Source organism: Magnetospirillum sp. LM-5 (assembly GCF_902729445.1).
GTDB lineage: Bacteria > Pseudomonadota > Alphaproteobacteria > Rhodospirillales > Magnetospirillaceae > Magnetospirillum.
Map to the genome: position 1 here is coordinate 31,477 of NZ_CACVCE010000013.1, position 22,033 is coordinate 53,509.

At 66.2% G+C, this 22,033-nt stretch carries 15 protein-coding genes; 8 read left to right on the forward strand and 7 right to left on the reverse strand.

Annotated features, from left to right (window positions below; all coding sequences use genetic code 11):
* Positions 1–37: 37 nt before the first annotated feature.
* The 4 genes from gltX to MTBLM5_RS07515 all read left to right on the forward strand — a co-directional run bounded on the left by gltX (position 38) and on the right by MTBLM5_RS07515 (position 5,057).
* Positions 38–1,453: a glutamate--tRNA ligase gene (gene gltX, locus MTBLM5_RS07500; protein WP_173975235.1), complete on the forward strand. Its 1,416-nt coding sequence runs from the start codon at positions 38–40 to the stop codon at positions 1,451–1,453.
* Between the two features lie 208 nt (positions 1,454–1,661).
* On the forward strand, positions 1,662–2,960 hold the full coding sequence (gene gltA, locus MTBLM5_RS07505; RefSeq protein ID WP_173975237.1) for a citrate synthase: 1,299 nt from the start codon (positions 1,662–1,664) through the stop codon (positions 2,958–2,960).
* A 16-nt stretch (positions 2,961–2,976) separates the two neighbouring features.
* Complete coding sequence (locus tag MTBLM5_RS07510) at positions 2,977–3,126, forward strand: hypothetical protein (RefSeq protein WP_173975239.1); 150 nt, start codon at positions 2,977–2,979, stop codon at positions 3,124–3,126.
* 104 nt (positions 3,127–3,230) lie between these two features.
* Positions 3,231–5,057, forward strand: coding sequence for a pentapeptide repeat-containing protein (locus MTBLM5_RS07515; RefSeq protein ID WP_173975241.1), 1,827 nt, complete (start codon positions 3,231–3,233; stop codon positions 5,055–5,057).
* A gap of 673 nt (positions 5,058–5,730) precedes the next feature.
* Here the strand turns inward: MTBLM5_RS07515 and rpoH are convergent.
* On the reverse strand, positions 5,731–6,618 hold the full coding sequence (gene rpoH, locus MTBLM5_RS07520) for an RNA polymerase sigma factor RpoH (RefSeq protein WP_173975242.1): 888 nt from the start codon (positions 6,616–6,618) through the stop codon (positions 5,731–5,733).
* Between the two features lie 167 nt (positions 6,619–6,785).
* On the opposite strand from rpoH, the gene MTBLM5_RS07525 reads away from it, so the two are divergent.
* The 3 genes from MTBLM5_RS07525 (at position 6,786) to MTBLM5_RS07535 (ending at position 9,264) form a co-directional block, all read left to right on the forward strand.
* Positions 6,786–8,102: a hemolysin family protein gene (locus MTBLM5_RS07525; protein ID WP_173975244.1), complete on the forward strand. Its 1,317-nt coding sequence runs from the start codon at positions 6,786–6,788 to the stop codon at positions 8,100–8,102.
* A gap of 128 nt (positions 8,103–8,230) precedes the next feature.
* Positions 8,231–8,887 carry a TetR/AcrR family transcriptional regulator gene (locus MTBLM5_RS07530; RefSeq protein WP_254430951.1) on the forward strand — a complete coding sequence of 219 codons (657 nt, stop codon included), beginning with the start codon at positions 8,231–8,233 and terminating at the stop codon, positions 8,885–8,887.
* 65 nt (positions 8,888–8,952) lie between these two features.
* Positions 8,953–9,264, forward strand: coding sequence for a hypothetical protein (locus tag MTBLM5_RS07535; protein ID WP_173975248.1), 312 nt, complete (start codon positions 8,953–8,955; stop codon positions 9,262–9,264).
* A 54-nt stretch (positions 9,265–9,318) separates the two neighbouring features.
* On the opposite strand, the gene MTBLM5_RS07540 is transcribed toward MTBLM5_RS07535, so the two are convergent.
* From MTBLM5_RS07540 to MTBLM5_RS07565, 6 genes are all read right to left on the reverse strand, one after another.
* Positions 9,319–10,293: a Tim44 domain-containing protein gene (locus tag MTBLM5_RS07540; protein ID WP_173975250.1), complete on the reverse strand. Its 975-nt coding sequence runs from the start codon at positions 10,291–10,293 to the stop codon at positions 9,319–9,321.
* 95 nt (positions 10,294–10,388) lie between these two features.
* Positions 10,389–11,498: a peptide chain release factor 2 gene (gene prfB, locus MTBLM5_RS07545; protein WP_173975252.1), complete on the reverse strand. Its 1,110-nt coding sequence runs from the start codon at positions 11,496–11,498 to the stop codon at positions 10,389–10,391.
* Between the two features lie 59 nt (positions 11,499–11,557).
* On the reverse strand, positions 11,558–14,062 hold the full coding sequence (locus MTBLM5_RS07550; protein WP_173975254.1) for a penicillin-binding protein 1A: 2,505 nt from the start codon (positions 14,060–14,062) through the stop codon (positions 11,558–11,560).
* Positions 14,063–14,279: 217 nt separating this feature from the next.
* The gene (locus tag MTBLM5_RS07555; protein WP_173975256.1) at positions 14,280–16,298 is read right to left on the reverse strand and encodes a TonB-dependent copper receptor; all 2,019 of its coding nucleotides are present in this window, start codon (positions 16,296–16,298) and stop codon (positions 14,280–14,282) included.
* 77 nt (positions 16,299–16,375) lie between these two features.
* Positions 16,376–16,789, reverse strand: coding sequence for a DUF2946 family protein (locus MTBLM5_RS07560; RefSeq protein ID WP_173975258.1), 414 nt, complete (start codon positions 16,787–16,789; stop codon positions 16,376–16,378).
* 73 nt (positions 16,790–16,862) lie between these two features.
* A complete protein-coding gene (locus MTBLM5_RS07565) occupies positions 16,863–18,410 on the reverse strand; it encodes an N-acetylmuramoyl-L-alanine amidase (protein WP_254430952.1) in 1,548 nt (515 codons plus the stop codon).
* A 584-nt stretch (positions 18,411–18,994) separates the two neighbouring features.
* Here MTBLM5_RS07565 and MTBLM5_RS07570 point away from each other — a divergent pair.
* Positions 18,995–21,892, forward strand: a complete 2,898-nt coding sequence (locus tag MTBLM5_RS07570; RefSeq protein WP_173975260.1) for a ribonuclease E/G — start codon at positions 18,995–18,997, stop codon at positions 21,890–21,892.
* Positions 21,893–22,033: the final 141 nt, after the last annotated feature.

The window sequence follows — 22,033 nt, forward strand, 5'->3', positions numbered from 1 at the left end:
TTGCCAATTGCACTGCACAACACGAGCGCTTTCCATCATGTCGGTCGTCACCCGCTTCGCCCCTTCCCCCACTGGTTTCCTGCATATCGGCGGGGCGCGGACGGCGTTGTTCAACTGGCTGTTCGCCCGCCATCACGGCGGCAAGTTCTGCCTTAGAATCGAGGACACCGACCGCGCCCGCTCGACCGAGGCGGCGGTGGCGGCGATCTTCGACGGCATCAAATGGTTGGGCCTGGATTGGGACGGCGAGGCGGTGTTCCAGTTCGCCCGCATGGACCGCCACGCCGAGGTGGCCCGCCAGCTGGTGGCCGAGGGCAAGGCCTATTATTGCTATTGCACGCCGGAAGAGCTGGAAAAGATCCGCGAGCAGCAGCGGGCCGAGGGCAAGCCGATGCGCTATCCCGGCATCTGGCGCGACCGCGACCCGGCCGAAGGCCCGAAGGATCAAAAGCCGGTGGTGCGCCTGAAGGCCCCGCAAGACGGCGAGACCATCATCGACGATCTGGTCCAGGGCCAGGTCAAGGTGGCCAACGCCCAGTTGGACGACATGGTGCTGCTTCGCGGCGACGGCACGCCGACCTATATGCTGTCGGTGGTGGTCGACGACCACGACATGGGAATCACCCACGTCATCCGCGGCGACGACCACCTGACCAATGCCTTCCGCCAGTTCCAGCTTTACAAGGCCTGCGGCTGGGACGTGCCGGTGTTCGCCCACATCCCGCTGATCCACGGCCCCGACGGCGCCAAGCTGTCGAAGCGCCACGGCGCCCTGGGGGCCGAGGCCTATCGCGACATGGGCTTCCTGCCGGAAGCGATGCGCAATTATCTTCTGCGCCTGGGCTGGTCGCACGGCGACGACGAGATTATCTCGACTGAACAGGCCATCCTTTGGTTCGGCCTGGAGCAGGTCGGCCGTTCGCCGTCCAGGTTCGACATGACCAAGTTGACCAACCTCAACGGTCATTACCTGCGTCTGGCCGATGATGCGCGCCTGGTCGAGCTGGTGGTGCCGCTGATGGAGGCCAAGTTGGGCCGCGCCGCCGACCCGGTCGCCAAAGCCCGTCTGGCCAGCGGCATGGCCGGCATGAAGGAACGCGCCAAGACGCTGATCGAGTTGGCCGATATGGGCCTGTTCTACGCCACGGCCCGGCCGCTTTCCTTCGACGAGAAGGCGGCCAAGACCCTGGCCGAGCCCGAGCAGGCCAGTTTGTTGAAGGAGTTCGCGGCCCAGTTGGGACATGCGGACTGGACGAAATCGGTTCTGGAGGAAGCCGCCCGCCAATTCGCGGAAGGCCGGGGCCAGAAACTGGGCAAGATCGCGCAGCCCTTGCGGGCGGCGTTGACCGGTTCCTCGGTCTCCCCTCCCATCTTCGAAGTGATGGAGGTGCTGGGGCGGGCCGAGACCATGGGGCGCATCGAAGACGCTGGACGCGTCGGGCCGCCCCTTTGAGCACGATGATTTCAGGTAGAAATCATCGTGAGACAGCGGCCATTGAGGCCGCGGCCAAGGGCGCGGACGCGCCCGCCCGGCGAGGGGCATAATGACGGGGACCAAGATGACCTCATCTTGGTCTACCAAAGAGAACCGCCTGGGGCCCTGTCCCCAAGGCATGGCATTAACGAACGCACGTGAGTGTGACAGCACGGGGTAAGACGATATGACCAAAGAATCCGTGACGCTCATCAACAACAGCACCGGCAAGCAGGTGGAATTCCCGCTGCTCGCCGGTACCGTTGGCCCGAAGGTGATGGACATCCGCAAGCTTTACAGCGACCTGGACGTGTTTACCTACGATCCCGGCTACACCTCGACCGGTTCGTGTAAGTCGGCCATCACCTATATCGACGGCGACGAAGGCGTGCTGCTGCATCGCGGCTATGCCATCGCCGACCTGGCCGAGAATTGCGAATTCCTGGACGTCGCCTACCTGATCCTCAAGGGCGAGCTGCCCAACGTCGAGCAGAAGGCCAAGTTCGAGAACGACATCACCCACCATTCGATGCTGAACGAGCAGATCTCGTTCTTCTATCGCGGTTTCCGCCGCGACTCGCATCCGATGGCGGTGATGTGCGGCGTGGTCGGCGCGATGGCCGCCTTCTACCACGATTCGACCGACATCAACGACCCGCACCAGCGCATGATCGCCAGCTACCGGCTGATCGCCAAGATGCCGACCGTGGTCGGCTGGGCCTATAAGTACAGCCAGGGCCAGCCCTTCATGTACCCGCAGAACAAGCTCTCGTACTCCGAGAACTTCCTGCGCATGATGTTCGCCACTCCGTGCGAGGAATACGTCCCGAACCCGATCCTGACCCGGGCCATGGACCGCATCCTGATCTTGCATGCCGACCACGAGCAGAACGCTTCGACCTCGACCGTCCGTCTGGCCGGTTCGTCGGGCGCCAACCCGTTCGCCTGCATCGCCGCCGGCATCGCCTCGCTGTGGGGTCCCGCCCATGGCGGCGCCAACGAAGCCGTGCTGACCATGCTGCACGAGATCGGCTCGGTGGATCGCATCCCCGAATTCATCAAGAAGGCCAAGGACAAGGATGATCCGTTCCGCCTGATGGGCTTCGGTCACCGCGTCTACAAGAACTACGATCCGCGCGCCAAGATCATGGCCCAGACCTGCCACGAGGTTCTGGACGAACTGGGCGTCAAGGACGAGCCGCTGTTGAAGCTGGCGATGGAACTGGAGCGCATCGCGCTGGAAGACGACTATTTCGTGCAGCGCAAGCTGTTCCCGAACGTCGATTTCTATTCGGGCATCATCTTCCGCGCCATGGGCATTCCGACCCAGGTGTTCACCTGCCTGTTCGCCCTGGCCCGCACCGTGGGCTGGATCGCCCAGTGGAACGAGATGCTGACCGACGCCGATCAGAAGATCGGTCGCCCGCGTCAGCTGTATGTCGGCGCCGGCCCGCGGCCGTACGTGCCCCTGGACAAGCGTGGCTAGGCCGGGAAACCGGATATTGTCTCCCGAGGGGCGGCGCCAGTCGCCGCCCCGACGGATTCCCGCACCCGCCAACGACAATAAGGGACCGATGACGCTGCGCCTGAAACAGGCGGCGTTCCTGGCCCTGCTGGCCGCCATGATGGCGGCGATCTGGTGGATGCGCTGATAAGCCCCACCCACTTTTAAAGCGCTTTGGTTGACGCTATCCCCGTTCGCAATTTCCGAAACGTGTGGCACCATGAGTTGTCACAGGCTGCGGAAGGACCAGGGATGAGCCGGCAACACCCCCAGCGCGCCCCCTGGGTCGAGCGCCTGCTGGCCCGCCACCACCCCGACCGTCCCGACCTGACTTCACGGGTCACCGCCGTCAACGACGTCGCCAAGACCGCGCGCGCCCTGCTGGCCGCCTTGCTGGTGGTCGCCGTCACCCTGGCCGCCACCATGATCGCCGCCACCGACGAGGCGCTGTTCCGCGACGCCGCCAAGGTGTTCCCGTCACTGTCGGTGGAAATCCGCCTGTCCACCGCCTATGCCCTGGCCCCGCCTGTCTTCCTGTTCCTGCACATGAACGCGCTGCTGCAATTGCGGCTGCTGACCCGGCGGCTGGAAGCCCTGAGGGGCGAACTGGCCGGCCTGGCCCTGTCGGCCGAAGACCGCCGCGCCTGGGCCGGCCAGGTGCATGGGCTAGCCTTCGCCCAGATGCGGCTGACTGACGGCGAGGCCGGTTGGGGTCGAAGGCTTCAGGTGCTGATCACCTGGATTTCGGTGGTGCTGGTGCCGGTGCTGCTGTTGCTGGCTGCGCAGATGTCGTTCGTGCGCTACCAGAACTGGACCATCACCATCATCCACATCGCCTGCCTGGCCGCCGATCTGGCCCTGCTGTTCTGGTTTCATTGGTCGCCCTGGCCGGGCCGATGGCGCATGGGTACCGCCGCCCTGGCCGCCCTGCTGGTCGAGGCGATCAGCCTGACCCAAGCGCTGCCGCCGATGTTTCAGGATGAACCGTGGAACCTGATCGATCGAGTGGCGGGGATAGAGGGTTTCGCCTGGACCCGCCGCTGGCTGGATTTGCACGGCCAAGTGCTGGTCGCCACCGACGTCAAGCCCGAGCTGTTGAAGCCGCTGTTCGACGACGAAAATGAACTGCGCGCCGCCCAGGCCAAGATGCTGACGCTGTCCCTGCCCGACCGCAGTTTCCGCAAGATCAATCTGACAAACGCCGAGTTGTTCGCCATCGACCTGCAACGGGCGGATCTGAGCTGGGCCTTCGCATGGAACGTGCAGATGCGGGGGGCGAACCTTGGTGATGCGCAGATGCAGGGCGCTTACCTTCCTGGGGCGCAGATGCAGGGCGCCAAACTTGGTGGGGCGCGGATGCAGCGCGCTTACCTTATTCAGGCGCAGATGCAGGGCGCCAACCTTGAGGGGGCGCAGATGCAGGGCGCCGACCTTATGGGGGCGCGGATGCAGGGCGCTGACCTTGGGGCGGCGCTGATGCAGGGCGCTTACCTTCCTGGGGCGCGGATGCAGGGCGCCAACCTTGAGGGGGCGCAGATGCAGCGCGCTTACCTTTCTGGGGCGCAGATGCAGGGCGCCAACCTTGGTTGGGCACAGATGCAGGGCGCAGACCTCCGCCGAGCCGACCTTTCCCTGGCCACCGGAATTGCCGCCAGCTGCGACGGGGTCCGGGCCACCGACGCCATCACCGGTAACACCGTCCAGCACCTGCGGGAGATGCTTCAAAAGGAGTCTCTGCCCCAGAACGTCCTCGACTCCCGTTTGGACCGGGTCAAGCGCGAGCCGATGGCCACCTGCCGGGATGGCCAACCACTCGCCGGGCGCGACGCCCCCCCGTCGGACTATGCCCAGGCCAGCCGCGACGTCGCCTGTCAATTCGGCGAGATCGCGCTGGGATTGAATCCTGTGAGCGGCGACGATGCCCACGACCGCGCCGTCATCCTGGCCCTGGCCGCGCCGGCCGGCGACGCCTGCCCGGGTCTGCGCGATCTGGGCCGGACCAATCCCTATGCCAGGGCAAGGCTGGACGAGCTGGCAGCCGAACTGCGGGCCGCGAACGCCGGCCAGCCGAAACCGTGAACCTGACGGCAAGCCGCCAGCGGCACCCGATAAAAATGGATAAACCACAGAGGCACAGAGGCACAGAGGCACAGAGAAAATAGGAAAAACTAGAGCGCCGAGCATAAAATCCGGATCAGCTTTTCTTGCTCGTCATTGCCGGGCTTGACCCGGCAATCAATGCCCCCCCGGATCAAGCCCACTTCTGTCCGATTTAATCTTAAGCGTCCCGCCGCAAACGCTTGTGGCGCACGCCTTTAAAAGCTTGGAGCCCGGAAGGGACGCGAAGCCTTCGCCCCACACTCCGTCATGCCCGTGCTTGACACGGGCATCCCCGCGGTGGCGCGAAAAATCCATTGAAAAACAGCACGTTGCGCGGATGCGCGTGGATGGCCGGGTCAAGCCCGGCCATGACGAAAGGGACGATGGTTGGTAGGCCCGATCTTTGACCGGACAGCAGTGGATCAAGTCCGGGGGTGACGGCCGATGACTGAACCGCAAAGGCACAGAGGCACAAAGGTTTCCAAGCTGTGGTGACAGGGTTGCCCCACAAAAATCCCCTCTGTGCCTCTGTGCCTCTGTGGTGAATTGAATTTTCCCCAAACACCGGCACGGCATTTACGACACGGACTCCGCCCCGTGGCGACATCGCTGCCCCACGAACACGCTTCGTGCCTTTGAACCGAACGCTCCCCTACCGCGCCGGCAGCGCCTTGACCGGCTGGAAGCCGGCCATCACGAAGGCCTGGACCTTCTCGAAGGCTTTCACCTCGATCTGGCGGATCCGCTCGCGCGAGACGCCATAGCGCGCACCCAACTCTTCCAGCGTGATCGGGTTGTCCTTCAGGCGGCGCTCGGTGAACACCTCGCGTTCGCGCTCGTTCAGCACGTCCAGCGCGCCGGCGATCAGCTTCTTGCCCATCGACAGCTCTTCCCGCTTGGCCAGGGCGATTTCCTGGTTGTCGGTATCGTCGGGCAGCAGGTCGATGATCTCGGTCTGCGATTCGCCGACCATGATGTTGAGCGAGGAATCGCGCCCGCCCATGCGGCCGTTCATCGCCACCACGTCCGATTCGTCCACCGACAATTCGGTGGCGATGGCCTTGACGTGCTCGGGCGCCAGGTCGCCGCCTTCGAACAACTGCAGCTTGGCCTTGATGCGGCGCAGGTTGAAGAACAGCTTCTTCTGCGCGGCCAGCGTGCCGATCTTGACCAGCGACCAGCTGTTCAGCACGAATTCGTTGAGCGAAGCCTTGATCCACCACATGGCATAGGTGGCCAGCCGGAAGCCCTTTTCCGGCTCGAACTTCTTGACCGCCCGCATCAGGCCCAGATTGCCTTCCGAGATCAGATCGGCCATCGGCAGGCCGTAATGGCGATAGCCCATGGCGATCTTGGCGACCAGACGCAGATGGCTGGTGACCAGCTTGTGCGCCGCCTCGGTATCCTGGTAATCGACCCAGCGCTTGGCCAGCATGTATTCCTCCCCGGCCTCGAGGACCGGGAAGACGCGGATGTCGCGCATGTACTTGGTAAGGCTGTCACCCCCGACGACGGGGATGGCGGCGTTATTGGTCAGCATGTCATATCCTCCCACGAGCAACATGACCGGGCCCACCCGAGGGGTCGGGCCACAGCAGAAACGGCCCGCATGCGCGGCGCCCTTTCACTGAACATTATGCCAACACCCGCACGGGGTGGTCAAGAATTTCACTTGCCCCGCGAGCACGATGCACTAGGATTCACGCCATGTGGTGGGAATTCCTGATCGTCGCCCTGCTGATCCTGCTGAACGGCTTTTTCGCCATGTCGGAAATGGCGCTGGTGTCGTCGCGGCCGGCCGAGTTGCGCCGCCGGGCCGATCTGGGCTCGAAGGGCGCGCGCCAGGCCCTGGACCTGCTGGACGAGCCGTCGCGCCTGCTCAGCGCCGTGCAGATCGGCATCACCCTGGTCGGCATCGTCGCCGGCGCCTATTCCGGCGCCACCCTGGGCGGCGAGCTGGCCCGCTGGCTGGCAAGCGCCGCCCCTTCCATGGCCGAATGGTCGGAAGAGATCGCCATGACCTTGGTGGTCGGCATCATCACCTATCTGTCGCTGGTGGTGGGCGAACTGGTGCCCAAACGCCTGGCCCTGCGCCACGCCGAATCCATCGCCATCCGGGTCGCCCCGGTCATGCGGCTGATCGACAAGGTCGGCAGCCCGGTGGTCAGCCTGCTGCGCCATTCCACCGACACCATGTTGCGGCTTCTGGGCCAGCGCCCCGACGAGACCGCGCCGATGACCGAGGAGGAAGTCCGCGCCGTGATCGCCGAGGGTGCCGCCACCGGCGCCATCGAGCCGGTGGAGAAAGAGATGATCGACCGGGTGATGCGCCTGGCCGACCGCTCGGTCGGATCGATCATGACGCCCCGGCCCGACGTGGTGTGGCTGGATGCCGATGCCTCGCCCGACCAGTGGCGCGCCACCATGCATGGCTGCCCCCATTCGCGCTTCCCGGTGGTCAAGGGCTCGCAGGACCATGTGATCGGCCTGGTCGACGCCCGCAAGCTGCTGGACCGCCTGCTGGCCGGCGAGGCGTTCGACCCCGCCATCGCCATCGAGCCGGTGGCGGCCGTCCACGAAGAAACCCGCGCCACCCGCCTGATCGAGATGTTTCGCGCCAGCGGCACCCCCTTCGCGGTGGTGCTGGACGATCACGGCCGCTTCGAGGGGCTGGTGACCAATTCCGACATCCTGGCGGCCATCGCCGGTGAACTGGGCCCGGCCGGCCCCGACGACGACGAAGCGGCGGTGCGCCGCGCCGACGGGTCGTGGCTGGTCGACGGCCTGCTGCCGATCCACGAGGTCGAGGCCCTGACCGGCATTCCCGGCATGGCCGGCGAAAGCGACTTCCACAGCCTGGCCGGCTTCGTGCTGTCGCAATTGCCGCACCTGCCCCGGACCGGCGACCGCTTCACCTGGCAGGGCTGGCACTTCGAAGTGGTCGATATGGATGGCCGCCGGGTCGATCGCATCCTGATCGAGCCGCCAAAATCAGAGGGCGAAACCTCGGGCTCCGGCATCTAATTTATCACAACCCATAAGTATTGATTCGCATAAGGTGAAGGCTCTAGGCTGGCATACCCCTACCAATCGTGGTACGAGATGCCCACCATTAAGACCTATCCGCAACCCGTCATCTTCGAGCCTTGCCGGTGCCCACGCAAAAGCCAAACCCTGTCCGCCGCCGCCTGCCCCGCCAGGAGCGGGAGAAACTGATCGTCGCCGAGGCCATCCGCTTTTTTGCCGAGGTCGGATTCGAAGGCCAGACCCGCGCGTTGGCGCAGCGTTTGGGGGTGACCCAGCCGCTGCTGTACCGCTATTTCCCCGACAAGGACGCGCTGATCGAACGGGTCTATCAGGAGGTGTTCCTGGGCGGCTGGGACCCGGCCTGGACCGCGGGCTTAAGGGACCGCACCGTCTCGCTGCGCGATCGGATCGTGCAATTCTACCACGCCTACAGCCGCCGGCACTTCCGCTATGAACAGGTGCGCCTGTTCATGTTCGCCGGCCTGAAGGACCAGGGGCTGGCCAACCGCTATATGGGGTTCGTGCGCGAAAACCTGTTCGAGCCGCTGGTCGCGGAACTGCGCTTTGACATCGGGCTGCCGGCGCAGGCCCCCAACGATTACGAAGTCGAATGCGTCGCCGGCCTGCACGGGGCGGTGGCCTATATCGGCGTGCGCCGCTGGGTCTATCACGCGCCGGTGCCGGAAGACACCGACCGGGTGATCGCCAACATGGTCGATTCCTTCCTGTCGGGAATCCACGAAGTGTTCCGCCGCATGGCCGACGAGGCCCAGCCGGCATAACAGACCTTGCCAAGCAGGCCCCGGCACGGTAGGCAAGAGGGCCAACGCATCATCCGGGGGATATCATGAGGAACCTAGCGCTTGCCGTCACCGCCACGCTGGCCCTGGCCGCCTGCTCGACCTCGCCGCATTCCCTGGCCCCTGACACCGCGCAGGGTCCGACCAGCTATGTCTGCTATTCCAACCTGACCTCGAACCCGGAAGACGTCCGCGCCATTGGCGAAAGCCAGTGCCGCAAGTCGGGCTACGGCATTTCGTCGATGATCGGCCAGTCATGGACGCCGCTGCGCTGCGGCTTCCTGACGCCGTCGGTGGTGGCCTTCCAGTGCGGCAGCGGCTATTCCTCGATGCCGGCCTATATGCCGCCGATGCGCTGACGGCGCCTTCGGAAAAGAAAAGGCCGGGTCCCTGCGACCCGGCCTTTTTGTTGGTCAGACCTGCTCGATGGCGCTCAGCAGCCAGCTGCCGCCGCCGACCCGCAGGAAGGTCCACAATTCGGTGCTTTCCACCGGGCGATTGCGGTCGCCATCCACCACCTGGCCGTCGGACAGCCGCACGGTGTAATCCTTGGCCGAGAAGGTGATGCGGGCGGTGACGTATTCCCGTTCGCCCTCGCGCCACGCCTCGGTGACGTCGCCGGCCAGAAGCTGGACGTCCTCCATGACGTTGCGCACCCCGGCCGACTGGTCCTTGGCCAGATCCTCGCCCATCCAGCCGGCGACCTCGGGCGTCACCAACTGGCGGATCGCCACCGGATTGCCATCGCTCCACGCCTTCTGGACGCCGGTGATGATCTGGGTGAACATCTCCTGGTCGGCGGCCGAGGGCTCGAATTCCTTGGCGACACGGGCGGCGGCCTGGGCGCCCATCGGGGCGGCGGCTTCACGCTGATAGGGGGCGGACAGGTCCGAGCCGGCCGTCTGCGCCTTGCGGGCGAACAGGCGATAGCCCAGATAGGCCAGGCCGCCGATCAGGGCGATCTGCAAAAGCGTGCCCAGCATGCTGCCCATGGGCGAAGCGGCCCCGGCGGCGGCCATGGCCGGCGAATGGCCGAACAGCATCGAGCCGATGCCGGCGCCGACCAGACCGCCCATGATGCCGCCCAGGAAGGGATTGCGCTGGAAGAAGCCGGGCTGCTGCATCGGCGCCGCGGCGGGGGCGGCCATGCCGGGTTGCGGACGCACGGCGTTCGGATTGTACATCGGCTGGGCGGCGCCGGGGGCGGCGGGCGCCATCTGCGGCGCGGTGGGCGCTGGCGGCGCGATCGAACGCTCGATCGGACGGTCGTAGGTGCGGTCCCCGCGCGAGCCCATGCTGGAGCCCTTGCCGGCCTTGGCGAAAGCCTCGGCGGCGAAGGTCACGGAAAGGGTGGCGGCAAGAACGACGGCAAGAACGCGAAAGCCCATGATGTCCCCTGTCGAAAATGACGATGGCGGAACCGATATAGGCCCCGCCATCAAGAATTCAAATGACACTTTGGTCATGCGAGGCGCGCTGGGGGTTATTCCTCGTGCCCCTTGATGCGCGCCGCCAGCGAGGCGGCCATGAACTGGTCGAGATCGCCGTCCAGCACGCCCTGGCTGTCCGAGGTCTCGACATTGGTGCGCAGGTCCTTGACCATCTGATAGGGCTGCAGCACGTACGAGCGGATCTGGTGGCCCCAGCCGATGTCGGTCTTGGTGTCCTCGAGGGCCTGGGCGGCGGCCTCGCGCTTTTGCAATTCGGCCTCGTACATGCGCGAGCGCAGCATGTCCCAGGCCCGCGCCCGGTTCTGGTGCTGCGAGCGCTCGGTCTGGCAGGCCACGGCGATGCCGGTGGGGATATGGGTGATGCGCACCGCCGAATCGGTCTTGTTGATGTGCTGGCCGCCGGCGCCCGAGGCGCGGTAGGTGTCGATGCGGCAATCGCCTTCGTTGATCTGGATGTCGATGGTGTCGTCGACCTCGGGATAGACCCACACCGACGAGAAGCTGGTGTGGCGCCGCGCCTGGCTGTCATAGGGCGAGATGCGCACCAGGCGGTGGACGCCGGCCTCGGTCTTCAGCCAGCCATAGGCGTTGTGACCCGACACCCGGATGGTGCCCGACTTGATGCCGGCGGCTTCACCGGCGCTTTCTTCCAGATATTCGACCTTGAAGCCCTTCTTTTCCGCCCAGCGCATATACATGCGCAGCAGCATCTGGGCCCAATCCTGCGACTCGGTGCCGCCGGCGCCGGCATTGATCTCGACATAGCAATCGTTGGAATCGGCCTCGCCCGACAGCAGGGTTTCCAGCTCCATCTGGGCGGCCAGGGCCTTGAGCGCGCGCAATTGCGCCTCGGCATCGGCGGCGACGTCGGAATCGCCCTCGGCCTCGGCCATCTCGATCAGCTCGATCAGGTCGGCCATTTCGGTTTCCAGCCGGCGGCAGGTGGAAATCTGGGTGTCGAGCTGGGTGCGCTCGCGCATCAGCTTCTGCGCCTTGTCGCCGTCATTCCACAGATTCGGGTCTTCCGAGGCGGCGTTCAGCTCGTCCAGGCGACGCAACGCCTCGTCCCAATTCAGGTGGCGCTTCAACAGGGCCTGCGACTTGCGAATATCGGCGGCCAGCGCTTCGATCTCGGCGCGCAAGGGATGGTCCTTTCCAGCGAGGAACTGATGCAGGCGGCTTTTTTAGGGGAAGGCGCGCCCTAGTACAAGCCCCCCGAGGTCGGAGCCGGCCCGGTGGGCGGCGGCGGCGGCGCGTTGGGCATGACCAGACCGTGCGACGGGCCTGACTCGGTGGGCAGCGGATTGAAGGTGAAGCCCTCGGCGCCCTCGCCCTCCAGGACGTCCTCGTCCTCGGACGGCATGCGGTCGGTGGACTTGAAGGCCTCAAGGATGGCCTTGGCCTCGCCCGGCATCGCTGGCTTGCCGGTGGAAGCGTTGACCCGGACCATACGCACGCCCGGCGGCACGCGGAACGGCGTCGCCGGCTTGTCCTTCAAGGCTTCCATCATGAAGTCGCGGAACACCGGCGCGGCGACCGATCCGCCGGTTTCCTTGTCGCCCAGGCTTTGCGGCTCGTCGAAGCCGACGAACACGCCGACCGCCAGATCGGGCGAGAAGCCGACGAACCACACGTCGTAGCTGTCGTTCGAGGTACCGGTCTTGCCGGCCAGCGGCTTGTTGACGGAGGCGATGGCCCGGCCGGTACCGCGCTGGACCACGCCTTCCAGGATCGACACCATCTGATAGGCGGTGACCGGGTCGATGATCTGCTCGCGCAGGTCGGGCAGCATCGGCATTTCCTGGCCGGAATACTGGACCGGCCAGCAGCCGTCGCAGAAGCGCTTGTCGTGGTTGAACACGGTGCGGCCATTGCGGTCCTGGATACGGTCGATCAGGGTCGGCGTGATCTTCTTGCCGCCATTGACCAGTTGGGCATAGGCGGCGGTCAGCTTCAGGACGGTGGTCTCGCCGGCCCCCAGGGCCATGGCCAACTGGCGCGGCAGATTGTCGTAGATGCCGAACCGCTGGGCATAATCGGCGACAATATTCATGCCGATGGCCTGGGCCAGGCGCACGGTCATCAGGTTCCTGGATTTCTCGATGCCGACACGCAGCGTGGTCGGCCCCAGGAAGTCGCCGCCGTAATTCTTCGGCCGCCACAACGGCAGACCCGGCCCCTGCGGCAGGGCGATGGGAGCGTCCAGCACCAGCGAGGACGGAGTGTAGCCGTGTTCCAGCGCCGGCAGATAGACGAAGGGCTTATAGGCCGAGCCCGGCTGGCGCAGCGCCTGGGTGGCGCGGTTGAACTGGCTTTTGCCATAGGCCCAGCCGCCGACCATCGCCATCACCCGGCCGGTATGGGGGTCCATGGCCACCAGGGCGCCCTCGATCTTGGGGATCTGGCGCAGCGAATATTGACCGGCCGCCAGGGTCTTGCCTTCCTCGGTCCGCGCCCCGGCCTCGACCAGCACGACGTCGCCGGGCTGGACCACGTCGCCGGCCTTCCTGGGCATCGGCCCGACCTCTTGGTCCTTCATCCACGGCCTGGCCCAGCGCAGTTCGATCCACGGAATGGTGCCGGTGCGGCCGTCGGCAAAGCCGATCAGGGCGTTGGGCTCGTTCAGGGCCAGCACCACGGCCAAGGTCCAAGGCTCGGCGCCTTGCGGATAGGGCACCGCCGCCAGACGCTGCTGCCAGCCCTGGCCGGCCGGAAGGCGGGTGACCGGGCCGCGCCAGCCATGGCGGCGGTCATAGGACATCAGGCCGTCGCGCAGCACCTTCGAGGCATGGGCCTGCAGATGGGCATCGACGGTCGAGCGCACCACCAGACCGCCCTTGTAAAGGGCCTGCTCGCCGAAGCGGGCGGCCAGGTCACGGCGGATGTCCTCGGCGAAATAATCGGCGCCGACGATCACCTGGCCGTCGTCGCGCTTGCGCATCACCAAAGGCTCGGCCACCGCCTGCTCGTACTCGGCGCGGGTGATGCGCCCGTCTTCCAGCATGCGGCCGATCACCCAGTCGCGCCGCTCCTTGGCGGCCTGGGCGTGGCGGATGGGGTGGTAATTGTTGGGCGCCTTGGGCAGCGCCGCCAAATAGGCGGCCTCGGCCACCGTCAACTCGTCAAGGGCGCGGTTGAAATAGGAATTGGCCGCCGCCGCGACACCGTAATTGCCCATGCCGAGATAAATCTCGTTCAGGTACAGCTCAAGGATATGGTCCTTCGAGAAGGCCCGCTCGATGCGAAAGGCCAGGATCGCTTCCTTGATCTTGCGGGCGATCGATACTTCGTTGGTCAGCAGAAAGTTCTTGGCCACCTGCTGGGTGATGGTCGAGGCGCCGACCGGGCGGCGATCAGCCCCCATCCCCTTGTTGCGGATATTGACCACCACGGCGCGGGCGATGCCGATGGGATCGACGCCGGCATGGTCATAGAAATTCTTGTCCTCGGCCGACAGGAAGGCTTCCTTGATGCGCGGCGGGATGGCGTCGATGGGCAGGAAGGCCCGCTTCTCGACGGCGTATTCGGCCACCAATCGGCCGTCACCGCCATAGACGCGGGTGGTGATCGGCGGCTCGTAATGGGCCAACTGGTGATAGTCCGGCAGCGATTGCCCGTAATGCCAGAAGACATAGACCGCCCCGCCCGTGCCGATTATGGCGAGCAGCAGCAGCAGACTGAACATCAGGGCGAGAAAACGCAGCATGGACCCCAGGCGCGACGCGATGCGGCGGAACCGGCCGGTGGTACCCCGTGCCGGCCCCGCCGTCAAGCGTGGCGTGGTTCAGGGGCGTCGAGCCTTTCATCATGAGACGCGACGCCCCAGCGCCCATTGCCGGCGCGGCCAAGCCGCTGGAAGCGGCACCCGGCGAGGGGCAACCCAAAAGTGAGACCATCGTGCCTCCTCCCGGAGGCTCGATGGTCTAGAACTTCAGCGAACCGCGCATCCAGAAGGTCCGCCCCGGTTCGTTGACACGCAGATTGTCGTTGTACATCGACAGGTCGCCGCCGGACCAGGAACCGGTCTTGCTGATATGCTCGGCATAGGTCTTGTCGAAGATGTTGTCGATGCCACCGGTCAGGGTCATGGCATCGACCGGACGCCAGCCGATATTGGCCGACAGCACGGCGAAGCCCGCCGTCTTGTCGATATCGGTGCTCATGATGCTGCCCCAATTCTTGTCGATTCTGGACTGCGAGGCCACCGCGCGCAGATGCAGCCCCCCCAGGAAGGTGCCGTCGTCGTACTTGACGGCGGCCGAGCCGTCCAGCGGCGGGGTCTGGGCCAGCGGCACATCGTTGGTCAGGTTCTGGCCATAGGTATAGGCCACCGCGCCTTCGACCGTCCAATTCGGCATGAACTGGTAGGCCAGTTCGCCCTCGCCACCGACGCGCCGGGCATCCACGTTCTTGGCCATGCTGCTGCTGACCAGGATATAGCCGTCGGTGTAGGCATAGAACAGGGTGGCCGAGCCCCGCCACGGGCCTTGCTTGAACAGGGCGCCGATATCCACCTGTTCGGTGGTCTCGCTGTCCATATCGAAGGTACGGCCGCTGGCGGTGACCTTCTGGCGTTCCCAATAATCGGGGGCGCGCTCGATATGGCCTAGATTGACGAAGGTGGTGACCGGCGCCCCCAGATCGACATCGTGTTCGTAACGGCCGAACCCGGAATAGAGATTGCGCCCATCGGACAGGTTGGGCTGGAAGTTGTTGCGGGTGGCTTCGATCCTGCTGGCGCGCAGGCCGCCGGCCAGCCGGCTCATGCCGGACAGATCGTGCTTGACCTCGCCGAACATGGAATAGTTGTCAAGCTCCAGGTCCTTGACCCGAGGCTTGGTGTCGATGTCCAGCCCGGTGCGGTATTCGGTGTTGTTGAGCGACCGGGAACTGTGCTGGTCATGGGTGTAGTCGGCCCCGACCGTCACCTTGGTCGCCGCCGTCGGGGTCAGTTCGACCGATCCCTTGACGCCTTCCATCAGGTGATCGACCTGCGAGGCGGCGCTCATGGTTCCCATGCCGCCATTGTTGAAGCGCAGCGAGAAGGTATCCATCACGTGATCGACGTAATTGTGGAACACCTGAGCCTTGATCTTGGCCACCAACGGGGAAATGTTGGCGCGGCTGGCCTGGATGTTCAGCCCTTCACGGTCCAGCTTGGTGGCGTCCATCATCTTGCCGGGCATGGCGGCCTGGCCCTGGCTCTTGTCGGCGGTGATCTGGAGCAAGGTGTCCTTGTCCGGTGTCCAGCCCACCGACGCCGTGCCGGAATGGCGCCAGTAATGGCTATGCAGAACGGATCCGTTGCCGTCCTTGTAATTGTCCGACGACGAATGGGTGGCGATGGCCCGCACGAAGCCCTGTTGCGCCCCGGCCTGGGCATCGACCATCTCGTCGTTGCGGTCGAAGCTGCCGTACAACGCGCTGGCATTGCCGCGGATACCCCAATCGGTGAAGCGTGGCGCTTCGCGCTCGACCAACACCGTGCCCAGGGCGCCGCCGCCATGCACCACGCTTTGCGGCCCCTTCAACACCGTCAGCTTATCGAACGAATTCGGAAAGACGTACGAGGTCGGCGGGTCCATGCGGTTGGGGCAACCGCCCAGCAACGGCGCGCCATCCAGCAACAGGTCAAGGCGCGAGCCGCCCTGGCCGCGCAGGACCGGGTCGCCGTCGACCGCACCCTGGCGGACGACGTTGAAGCCGGGGATGCTTTTCAAATAGCCGGCGCCATCGGCCGGCGGGATCGGCGTGCGCGGATTGCGCGGGTCGGTCACGATCACCATCGGCTCCGCCATGGCGGGCGCGGTGACGATCACCTCGTCAAGGGTGGCGGGGGCGGCTTGTTCCTCGGCCCGGGCGGGGCCGGCGGCGGCCAGCAAGGCGGCCAGGGCGGCGCCCGAGCACAGGCGGGCCCGTCTTGTGCGAACGGATGTAGTCACGTCTGATCTCCTGAAAACAACGCAGTCGGGCACGGACCGCAGGCGGTCCGCGCGAAATCATTCGGTCGAAGGGAAGATCAGACGTGCGGAGGGGCGCGGGGGACCGCGACGGAACGCGGCCGGGCCGGGCGAAGCGGCGCCACATCGATCGGCATCGACGGGGCGAGGTCGGCATGACGGAACCCGTCGGCGCCGAAGGCCTGCGCGGTTGGTCCATTGCTGTGGAACAACGGCAGGCAGTAAAGACAGAAACCGTCGCCGCTGGCGGTGGCCGATCCGGCCTCGGCGTCATCGTGCAAGACGACGATGCCGCCGGCGGTACAGATCACCTGGTCGCCCAGGCCGACCGGCAGCGGCGCCGCCTGCAGCCCGAAACCGGCGACAAGGTTGACGGCCATCAGCGCCAGGGCAAGCCAAGCGCAGACGCGCCGCCGCAACCGGTGCGGCAGATCAGGCAGGGTCAGCGATGGCGTGGCGGCAATCATCGACATGGGGCCGGATCATTGCCCCGGCGAGCGGGCTTTGTCAATTCGGCCCCCTGCCCTAGGCGGGCAGGACACCGCATCAGCGCTTGGCCTTCTGGCCCTGCAGGAAGAAGCGATCGATCGAGCGGGCCACGGCGCGGGTCAGCTTCGAGCGATATTCGGGTTGGCGCAGGTTGCGCTCTTCGGCTTCATTGGACAGATAGCCCAGTTCCACCAGCACCGACGGCACATCGGGGGCCTTCAGCACGGCGAAGCCGGCGAAGCGGTGGGTATTGCCCAGCAACACGGTCTCGCGCCCGACCTCGTCGACGACGCCGCCGGCGAACACCGCCGACCGGTTCATGGTCTCGCGCTGGGCCAGGTCGATCAGGATGTTGGCGACGTCGGCCGATTCGTGGCTGAGATCGATGCCGGCGATCAGGTCGGCCTTGTTTTCCTTGTCGGCCAGGGCCTGGGCCTCGGTATCCGACGCCGTCTGCGACAAGGTGTAGACCGACAAACCCTTCAGGGCCGGGTTGGCCACCGAATCGGCATGCAGCGAGATGAACAGGTCGGCCCCCAATTGGCGGGCGATGGCGATGCGGTCGCGCAGGCGGATGAAGACGTCGCGGTCGCGGGTCAGGTGGACCTTGTAACGGCCGCCCTTTTCCAGCGTCGCCTTCAATTCGCGGGCCACCGCCATGGTGATGTACTTCTCGTAGATGCCCGAAACGCCGGTGGCGCCAGGATCGACGCCGCCATGGCCGGGATCGATCACCACGACCGGAGTGGCGTTGGTCGGCCGGCTGCGCGGTTCGGGCTCGGACATCGACGGCTGCGGCTGCGGCTGCGGCTGCGGCGGCGCCTGCATGGCCGCCTGCTTGACCGGCGAAGGCTCGCCGGCCGGGCGGTCCAAGGGCGGCGGCACCGGCGCCGACAGCATCGGGCCATTGGCCTTGGCGGCCTTGGAAGGCGGCGGGGCGATCGGTTGCGCGGCGACCGGCTGCGGCTTGGGTTCGGGCTTGGGCTCGGCCTTGAGCTCGGGCTTGGGCACAGGCAGCGGCACCGCCTGGACCTTGGCCACCGGCAAGGGTTCGGACGTGACCGCCGGCTGAACGGGAGTTGGGGCCGGGGCGGCCGGCGCGGCCGGCGGCCGCACCTCGGGCGAATAGACGACGATGGCGCGCGCCTGCGGCACCCCTTCGGGCGCGGGCGCGGGCTCGCTGATCCGGGCGCCCTCGATCTTGGGCAGCGGCCTAAAGGCGTTGGCCGACGAGGCGAAGCTGGCCTGGTTGGTCTGCTGCAGGTCCATCACGAAGCGCCAACCCAGCCCGTCGCGCGGGGCCATGACGAAGGCCGACTTCACCAGCGCCGGATCCTTGAGATCGACCAGGATGCGCCCCTGCCCGCCGATATCCTCGTACCGCACGGCGCGCACCGCGCCGGTCGGACGGTGCTGCGGCACACTCCAGGCCAGGCCGGGCGTGCTGACCACCACCCGGTTGGGCGAAGTGGCGGTCATCACCGAGAAATCCATATTGTCGCCCAGGTCCATCACGAAGCGGGTGATGCCGTCGGGATGGGCGCCCAGACGCAGGCCGGACACCGTATTGCGCGCGAACGCCGGCTGGGCGGCCAGAACGGCCACCACCAACACCAGTGCCCTTGCGGCAAATCGACGAATGGTCCTGATCACCATGCCTCACATTGTCGCGAACATGTCTTGAGCGAGCGTTAACAGCTTTAGCGCACCCAATGACTCAGCCTCAACGAAAAACGCATTGATTCCCCTGACTCTTCTGCCACATGCGACTTTTTTGCCACAATCGACTAAAAAATGACGCCCCCAACAAGGCCGTTGTGAAATCGCCGTGTAACAGCTATTTTGCTGTCACTAACCCCGCGGGCAGAGCGTCCCCCCATTCGGGACGAGCGGCGGGTGAGGCCTGAAGGCGCCAGACCGACGTTATTCGTCGTCCGCCGATCCAGGCCCCGAGCGTCGCTGCCTGTTGTCCGCGGTTTTTTTGTCCACGACCAATTTCGAGGCCGGGTGCTGCGCCCGTGACATCAGGTTCCTGCACATGAACGCATCTTGCGAAATGATCATGCAATGGCCCGCAGGCGCCACCGGCTTCGTTCAGCAACAATCTCCGCACATGATCGGTTTGTCCGCCGGGCAGGCATTCGCCTCGCCAGACCGGCTGCGTGCGGCGCCACGGAGACACAGGATTAATGGTCAAGCGTATGCTCATCGACGCCACGCACCCGGAAGAGACCCGGGTTGTCGTGGTGAATGGTACCCGTCTGGAAGAACTGGACGTCGAGACCAGCACTAAGCGCCAAATCAAAGGCAACATCTATCTCGCCAAGATCGTCCGGGTCGAGCCGTCGCTGCAAGCGGCGTTCGTCGATTACGGCGGCAACCGCCATGGCTTCCTGGCCTTCTCGGAAATCCACCCGGACTATTTCCAGATTCCGGTGGCCGACCGCCAGGCCCTGTTGGCTGCCCAGAAGGCCGAGGTCCTGAAGGACAATAACAGCGACCACGACCACGCCCCCGAGGCTCAGCCCGAAGGCGGCGAGGACGGTCACGGCCAGGCCGAGGACGGCGCCCAGGGCGACGACAACGCCAAGCCGACCCCGGTCGAGGTGGTGGGCGGCGACGATGCCGCCGAGCAGGAGCTGGAGCGCCGCCGCGCCCGCCTGCTGCGCAATTACAAGATCCAGGAAGTCATCAAGCGCCGCCAGATCATGCTGGTTCAGGTGGTCAAGGAAGAACGCGGCAACAAGGGTGCCGCGCTGACCACCTATCTGTCGCTGGCCGGTCGCTATTGCGTGCTGATGCCCAACACCGCGCGCGGTGGCGGGGTGTCGCGCAAGATCATCAACGCCAACGACCGTCGCCGCCTGAAGGCCATCGCCAGCGAACTGGATTGCCCCGAAGGCATGGCGGTGATCGTGCGCACCGCCGGTTCGGAACGTTCGAAGGCCGAGATCAAGCGCGATTACGAATATCTGCTCAGGGCCTGGGACCAGGTGCGCGAGCTGACCTTGAAGTCCAGCGCGCCGGCCGGCGTCTATGAAGAAGCCAGCCTGATCAAGCGCTCGATCCGCGACCTTTACGCCCGCGACATCGACGAGGTGCTGGTCGAGGGCGACGAGGGTTATCGCCTGGCCAAGGACTATATGCGCATGCTGACCCCCAGCCATGCCAAGAAGGTCCAGCCCTACAAGGACCCGACCATGCCGTTGTTCCACCGCTATCAGGTGGACAGCCAGCTGGACGCCATGCATTCGCCGGTGGTGCAGTTGAAGTCGGGCGGCTACATCGTCATCAGCCAGACCGAGGCGCTGGTCGCCATCGACGTCAATTCGGGCCGCGCCACGCGCGAACGCCACATCGAGGAGACGGCGGTCAAGACCAACCTGGAAGCCGCCGACGAAATCTCGCGTCAGCTTCGCCTGCGCGACCTGGCCGGTCTCATCGTGATCGATTTCATCGACATGGAGGAGAACCGCAACAACCACGCGGTCGAGCGCCGTCTGAAGGAAGCCCTGAAGAACGACCGCGCCCGCATCCAGGTCGGCAAGATCAGCGCCTTCGGCCTGCTGGAACTGTCGCGCCAGCGCCTGCGCCCCAGCTTGCAGGAAACCGCCTTCACGCCGTGCCCGCATTGCGCCGGCACCGGCCTGATCCGCTCGGTCGAATCGGCCGCCGTGCATGTGCTGCGCGCCATCGAGGAAGAGGGCATCCGCCGCCGCTCGTCCGAGGTCACGGTCTATGTGCCGTCGCAGATCGCGCTTTACATCCTGAACCAGAAGCGCGACGCCCTGGCCGCCATCGAGGAACGCTATCTGCTGCGCGTCTACCTGCTGGGTGACGACGAGTTGATCGCGCCGAACCTGCGCATGGAGCGGGTCAAGGCCGAGGGCCGTCCCGGGGAATTGCTGCGCCCGGCCGCCGCCGTGACCATGGAATCGGCCTCGGAAGCGGAAATCGCCGACGAGCAGGCCGAGGACGAGGACGAGGACGACGAGGCCGAGGAATCCGCCGAGACCGAGGCCGAGACCGAGACCGAAAGCGAAGCCCGTAGCGCCGAGGATGGCGAGGCCGGCGCCGACGGCAACCGCAAGCGCCGCCGCCGCCGTCGCCGCAAGCGCCGCCCGGGTGGACCGGACCAGAACGGCGACCAGCAGGCCCAGTCCGACGGTGACGAGGGCGAAGGCGAAGGCGACGACGAAGACGGCGAAGGCGAGGAATCCGCCGAAGGCGCCAACGCCGAAGCCGGCGATGTCGAGGGCGAAAGCGAAAGCGAACGCCGCAAGCGTCGCCGTGGTCGCCGGGGCGGCCGCCGCCGCCGCCGTGGCCGCGACGAGGCCGGTAACGAAGAGTCCCCGCGCGGAGCCGCCGAAGGCGAAGGCGATCAGGATGGTGAAGGCGACGGCGAAACCGCCGCCAACGACCAGGCTCCGGCCCGGGCGCCCGCCCCTGCCCGCCAGCCGGCCCCGCCGCGGGCTCCGGCCCCCATCAAGGCCCCCGGCGTACCCGGCATGGCCCTGATGTCCAACCCCGACGCCGTCGCCGACGTGTTCGAGCGGGCCGAGGCGATGGCCCTGGCCGAAGTCGAGGCGCGCACCGCCAAGGCGGCCGAGCCCCAGCCCGAGGCCGAGCCCGTCGCCACCGCCGAGCTGGCCGAGGAAGCTGCCGCCGAAGCCCCGGCCAAGGCCAAGCGCGTCCGCGCCCCGGCCAAGGCCAAGGGTGGCGACGAATCCGAGCCTGCGGCCGAGAAGCCCAAGCGCAGCCGCGCCAAGGCCGAGGCCAAGCCGGAAAAGGCCGCCAAGCCCGCCCGAGCCAAGAAGGCTGTTGCCGACGACGGCGCCGAGCCTGCCGCCGCGCCGAAGCGCGCCCGCAAGCCCAAGGCGTCGGAGGCCGAGCCGGTCACCGCCGAACCCGAACCGGCGTCTGCCCCAGAGGTGGTCGCCGAGCCGGTGGTCGCCGAGCCGGTGGTCGAGCAGGCCGCCCCCGCCGTGGCCCAACCCGAGCCGGCGGCTCCTGCCGCCGCCGAGGAGGTGGCCCCCGCCCCGGCCATGCCGGCCCGGCGCGGCTGGTGGAACAAGCTGCTGTCCTAGGATCGTGGCCTAGCCGTAAAAACGAACCCCCGCCGGGGCAACCTGGCGGGGGTTTCTTTTGGGGGTCTGTCCGGCCCAGGCTGAAGCACAATTCCTCAACCTGTCATGGCCGGGATCGCCCCCATAGGCGCTAACTTTAGA

Bases quoted from the DNA above. Each gene is read 5' to 3' on its own strand.
- gltX (WP_173975235.1), top strand. From the start codon at position 38: ATGTCGGTCGTCACCCGCTTCGCCCCTTCCCCCACTGGTTTCCTGCAT.
- gltA (WP_173975237.1), top strand. From the start codon at position 1,662: ATGACCAAAGAATCCGTGACGCTCATCAACAACAGCACCGGCAAGCAG.
- MTBLM5_RS07515 (WP_173975241.1), top strand. From the start codon at position 3,231: ATGAGCCGGCAACACCCCCAGCGCGCCCCCTGGGTCGAGCGCCTGCTG.
- rpoH (WP_173975242.1), bottom strand. From the start codon at position 6,618: ATGCTGACCAATAACGCCGCCATCCCCGTCGTCGGGGGTGACAGCCTT.
- MTBLM5_RS07525 (WP_173975244.1), top strand. From the start codon at position 6,786: ATGTGGTGGGAATTCCTGATCGTCGCCCTGCTGATCCTGCTGAACGGC.
- MTBLM5_RS07535 (WP_173975248.1), top strand. From the start codon at position 8,953: ATGAGGAACCTAGCGCTTGCCGTCACCGCCACGCTGGCCCTGGCCGCC.
- MTBLM5_RS07540 (WP_173975250.1), bottom strand. From the start codon at position 10,293: ATGGGCTTTCGCGTTCTTGCCGTCGTTCTTGCCGCCACCCTTTCCGTG.
- MTBLM5_RS07550 (WP_173975254.1), bottom strand. From the start codon at position 14,062: ATGCTGCGTTTTCTCGCCCTGATGTTCAGTCTGCTGCTGCTGCTCGCC.
- MTBLM5_RS07560 (WP_173975258.1), bottom strand. From the start codon at position 16,789: ATGTCGATGATTGCCGCCACGCCATCGCTGACCCTGCCTGATCTGCCG.
- MTBLM5_RS07570 (WP_173975260.1), top strand. From the start codon at position 18,995: ATGGTCAAGCGTATGCTCATCGACGCCACGCACCCGGAAGAGACCCGG.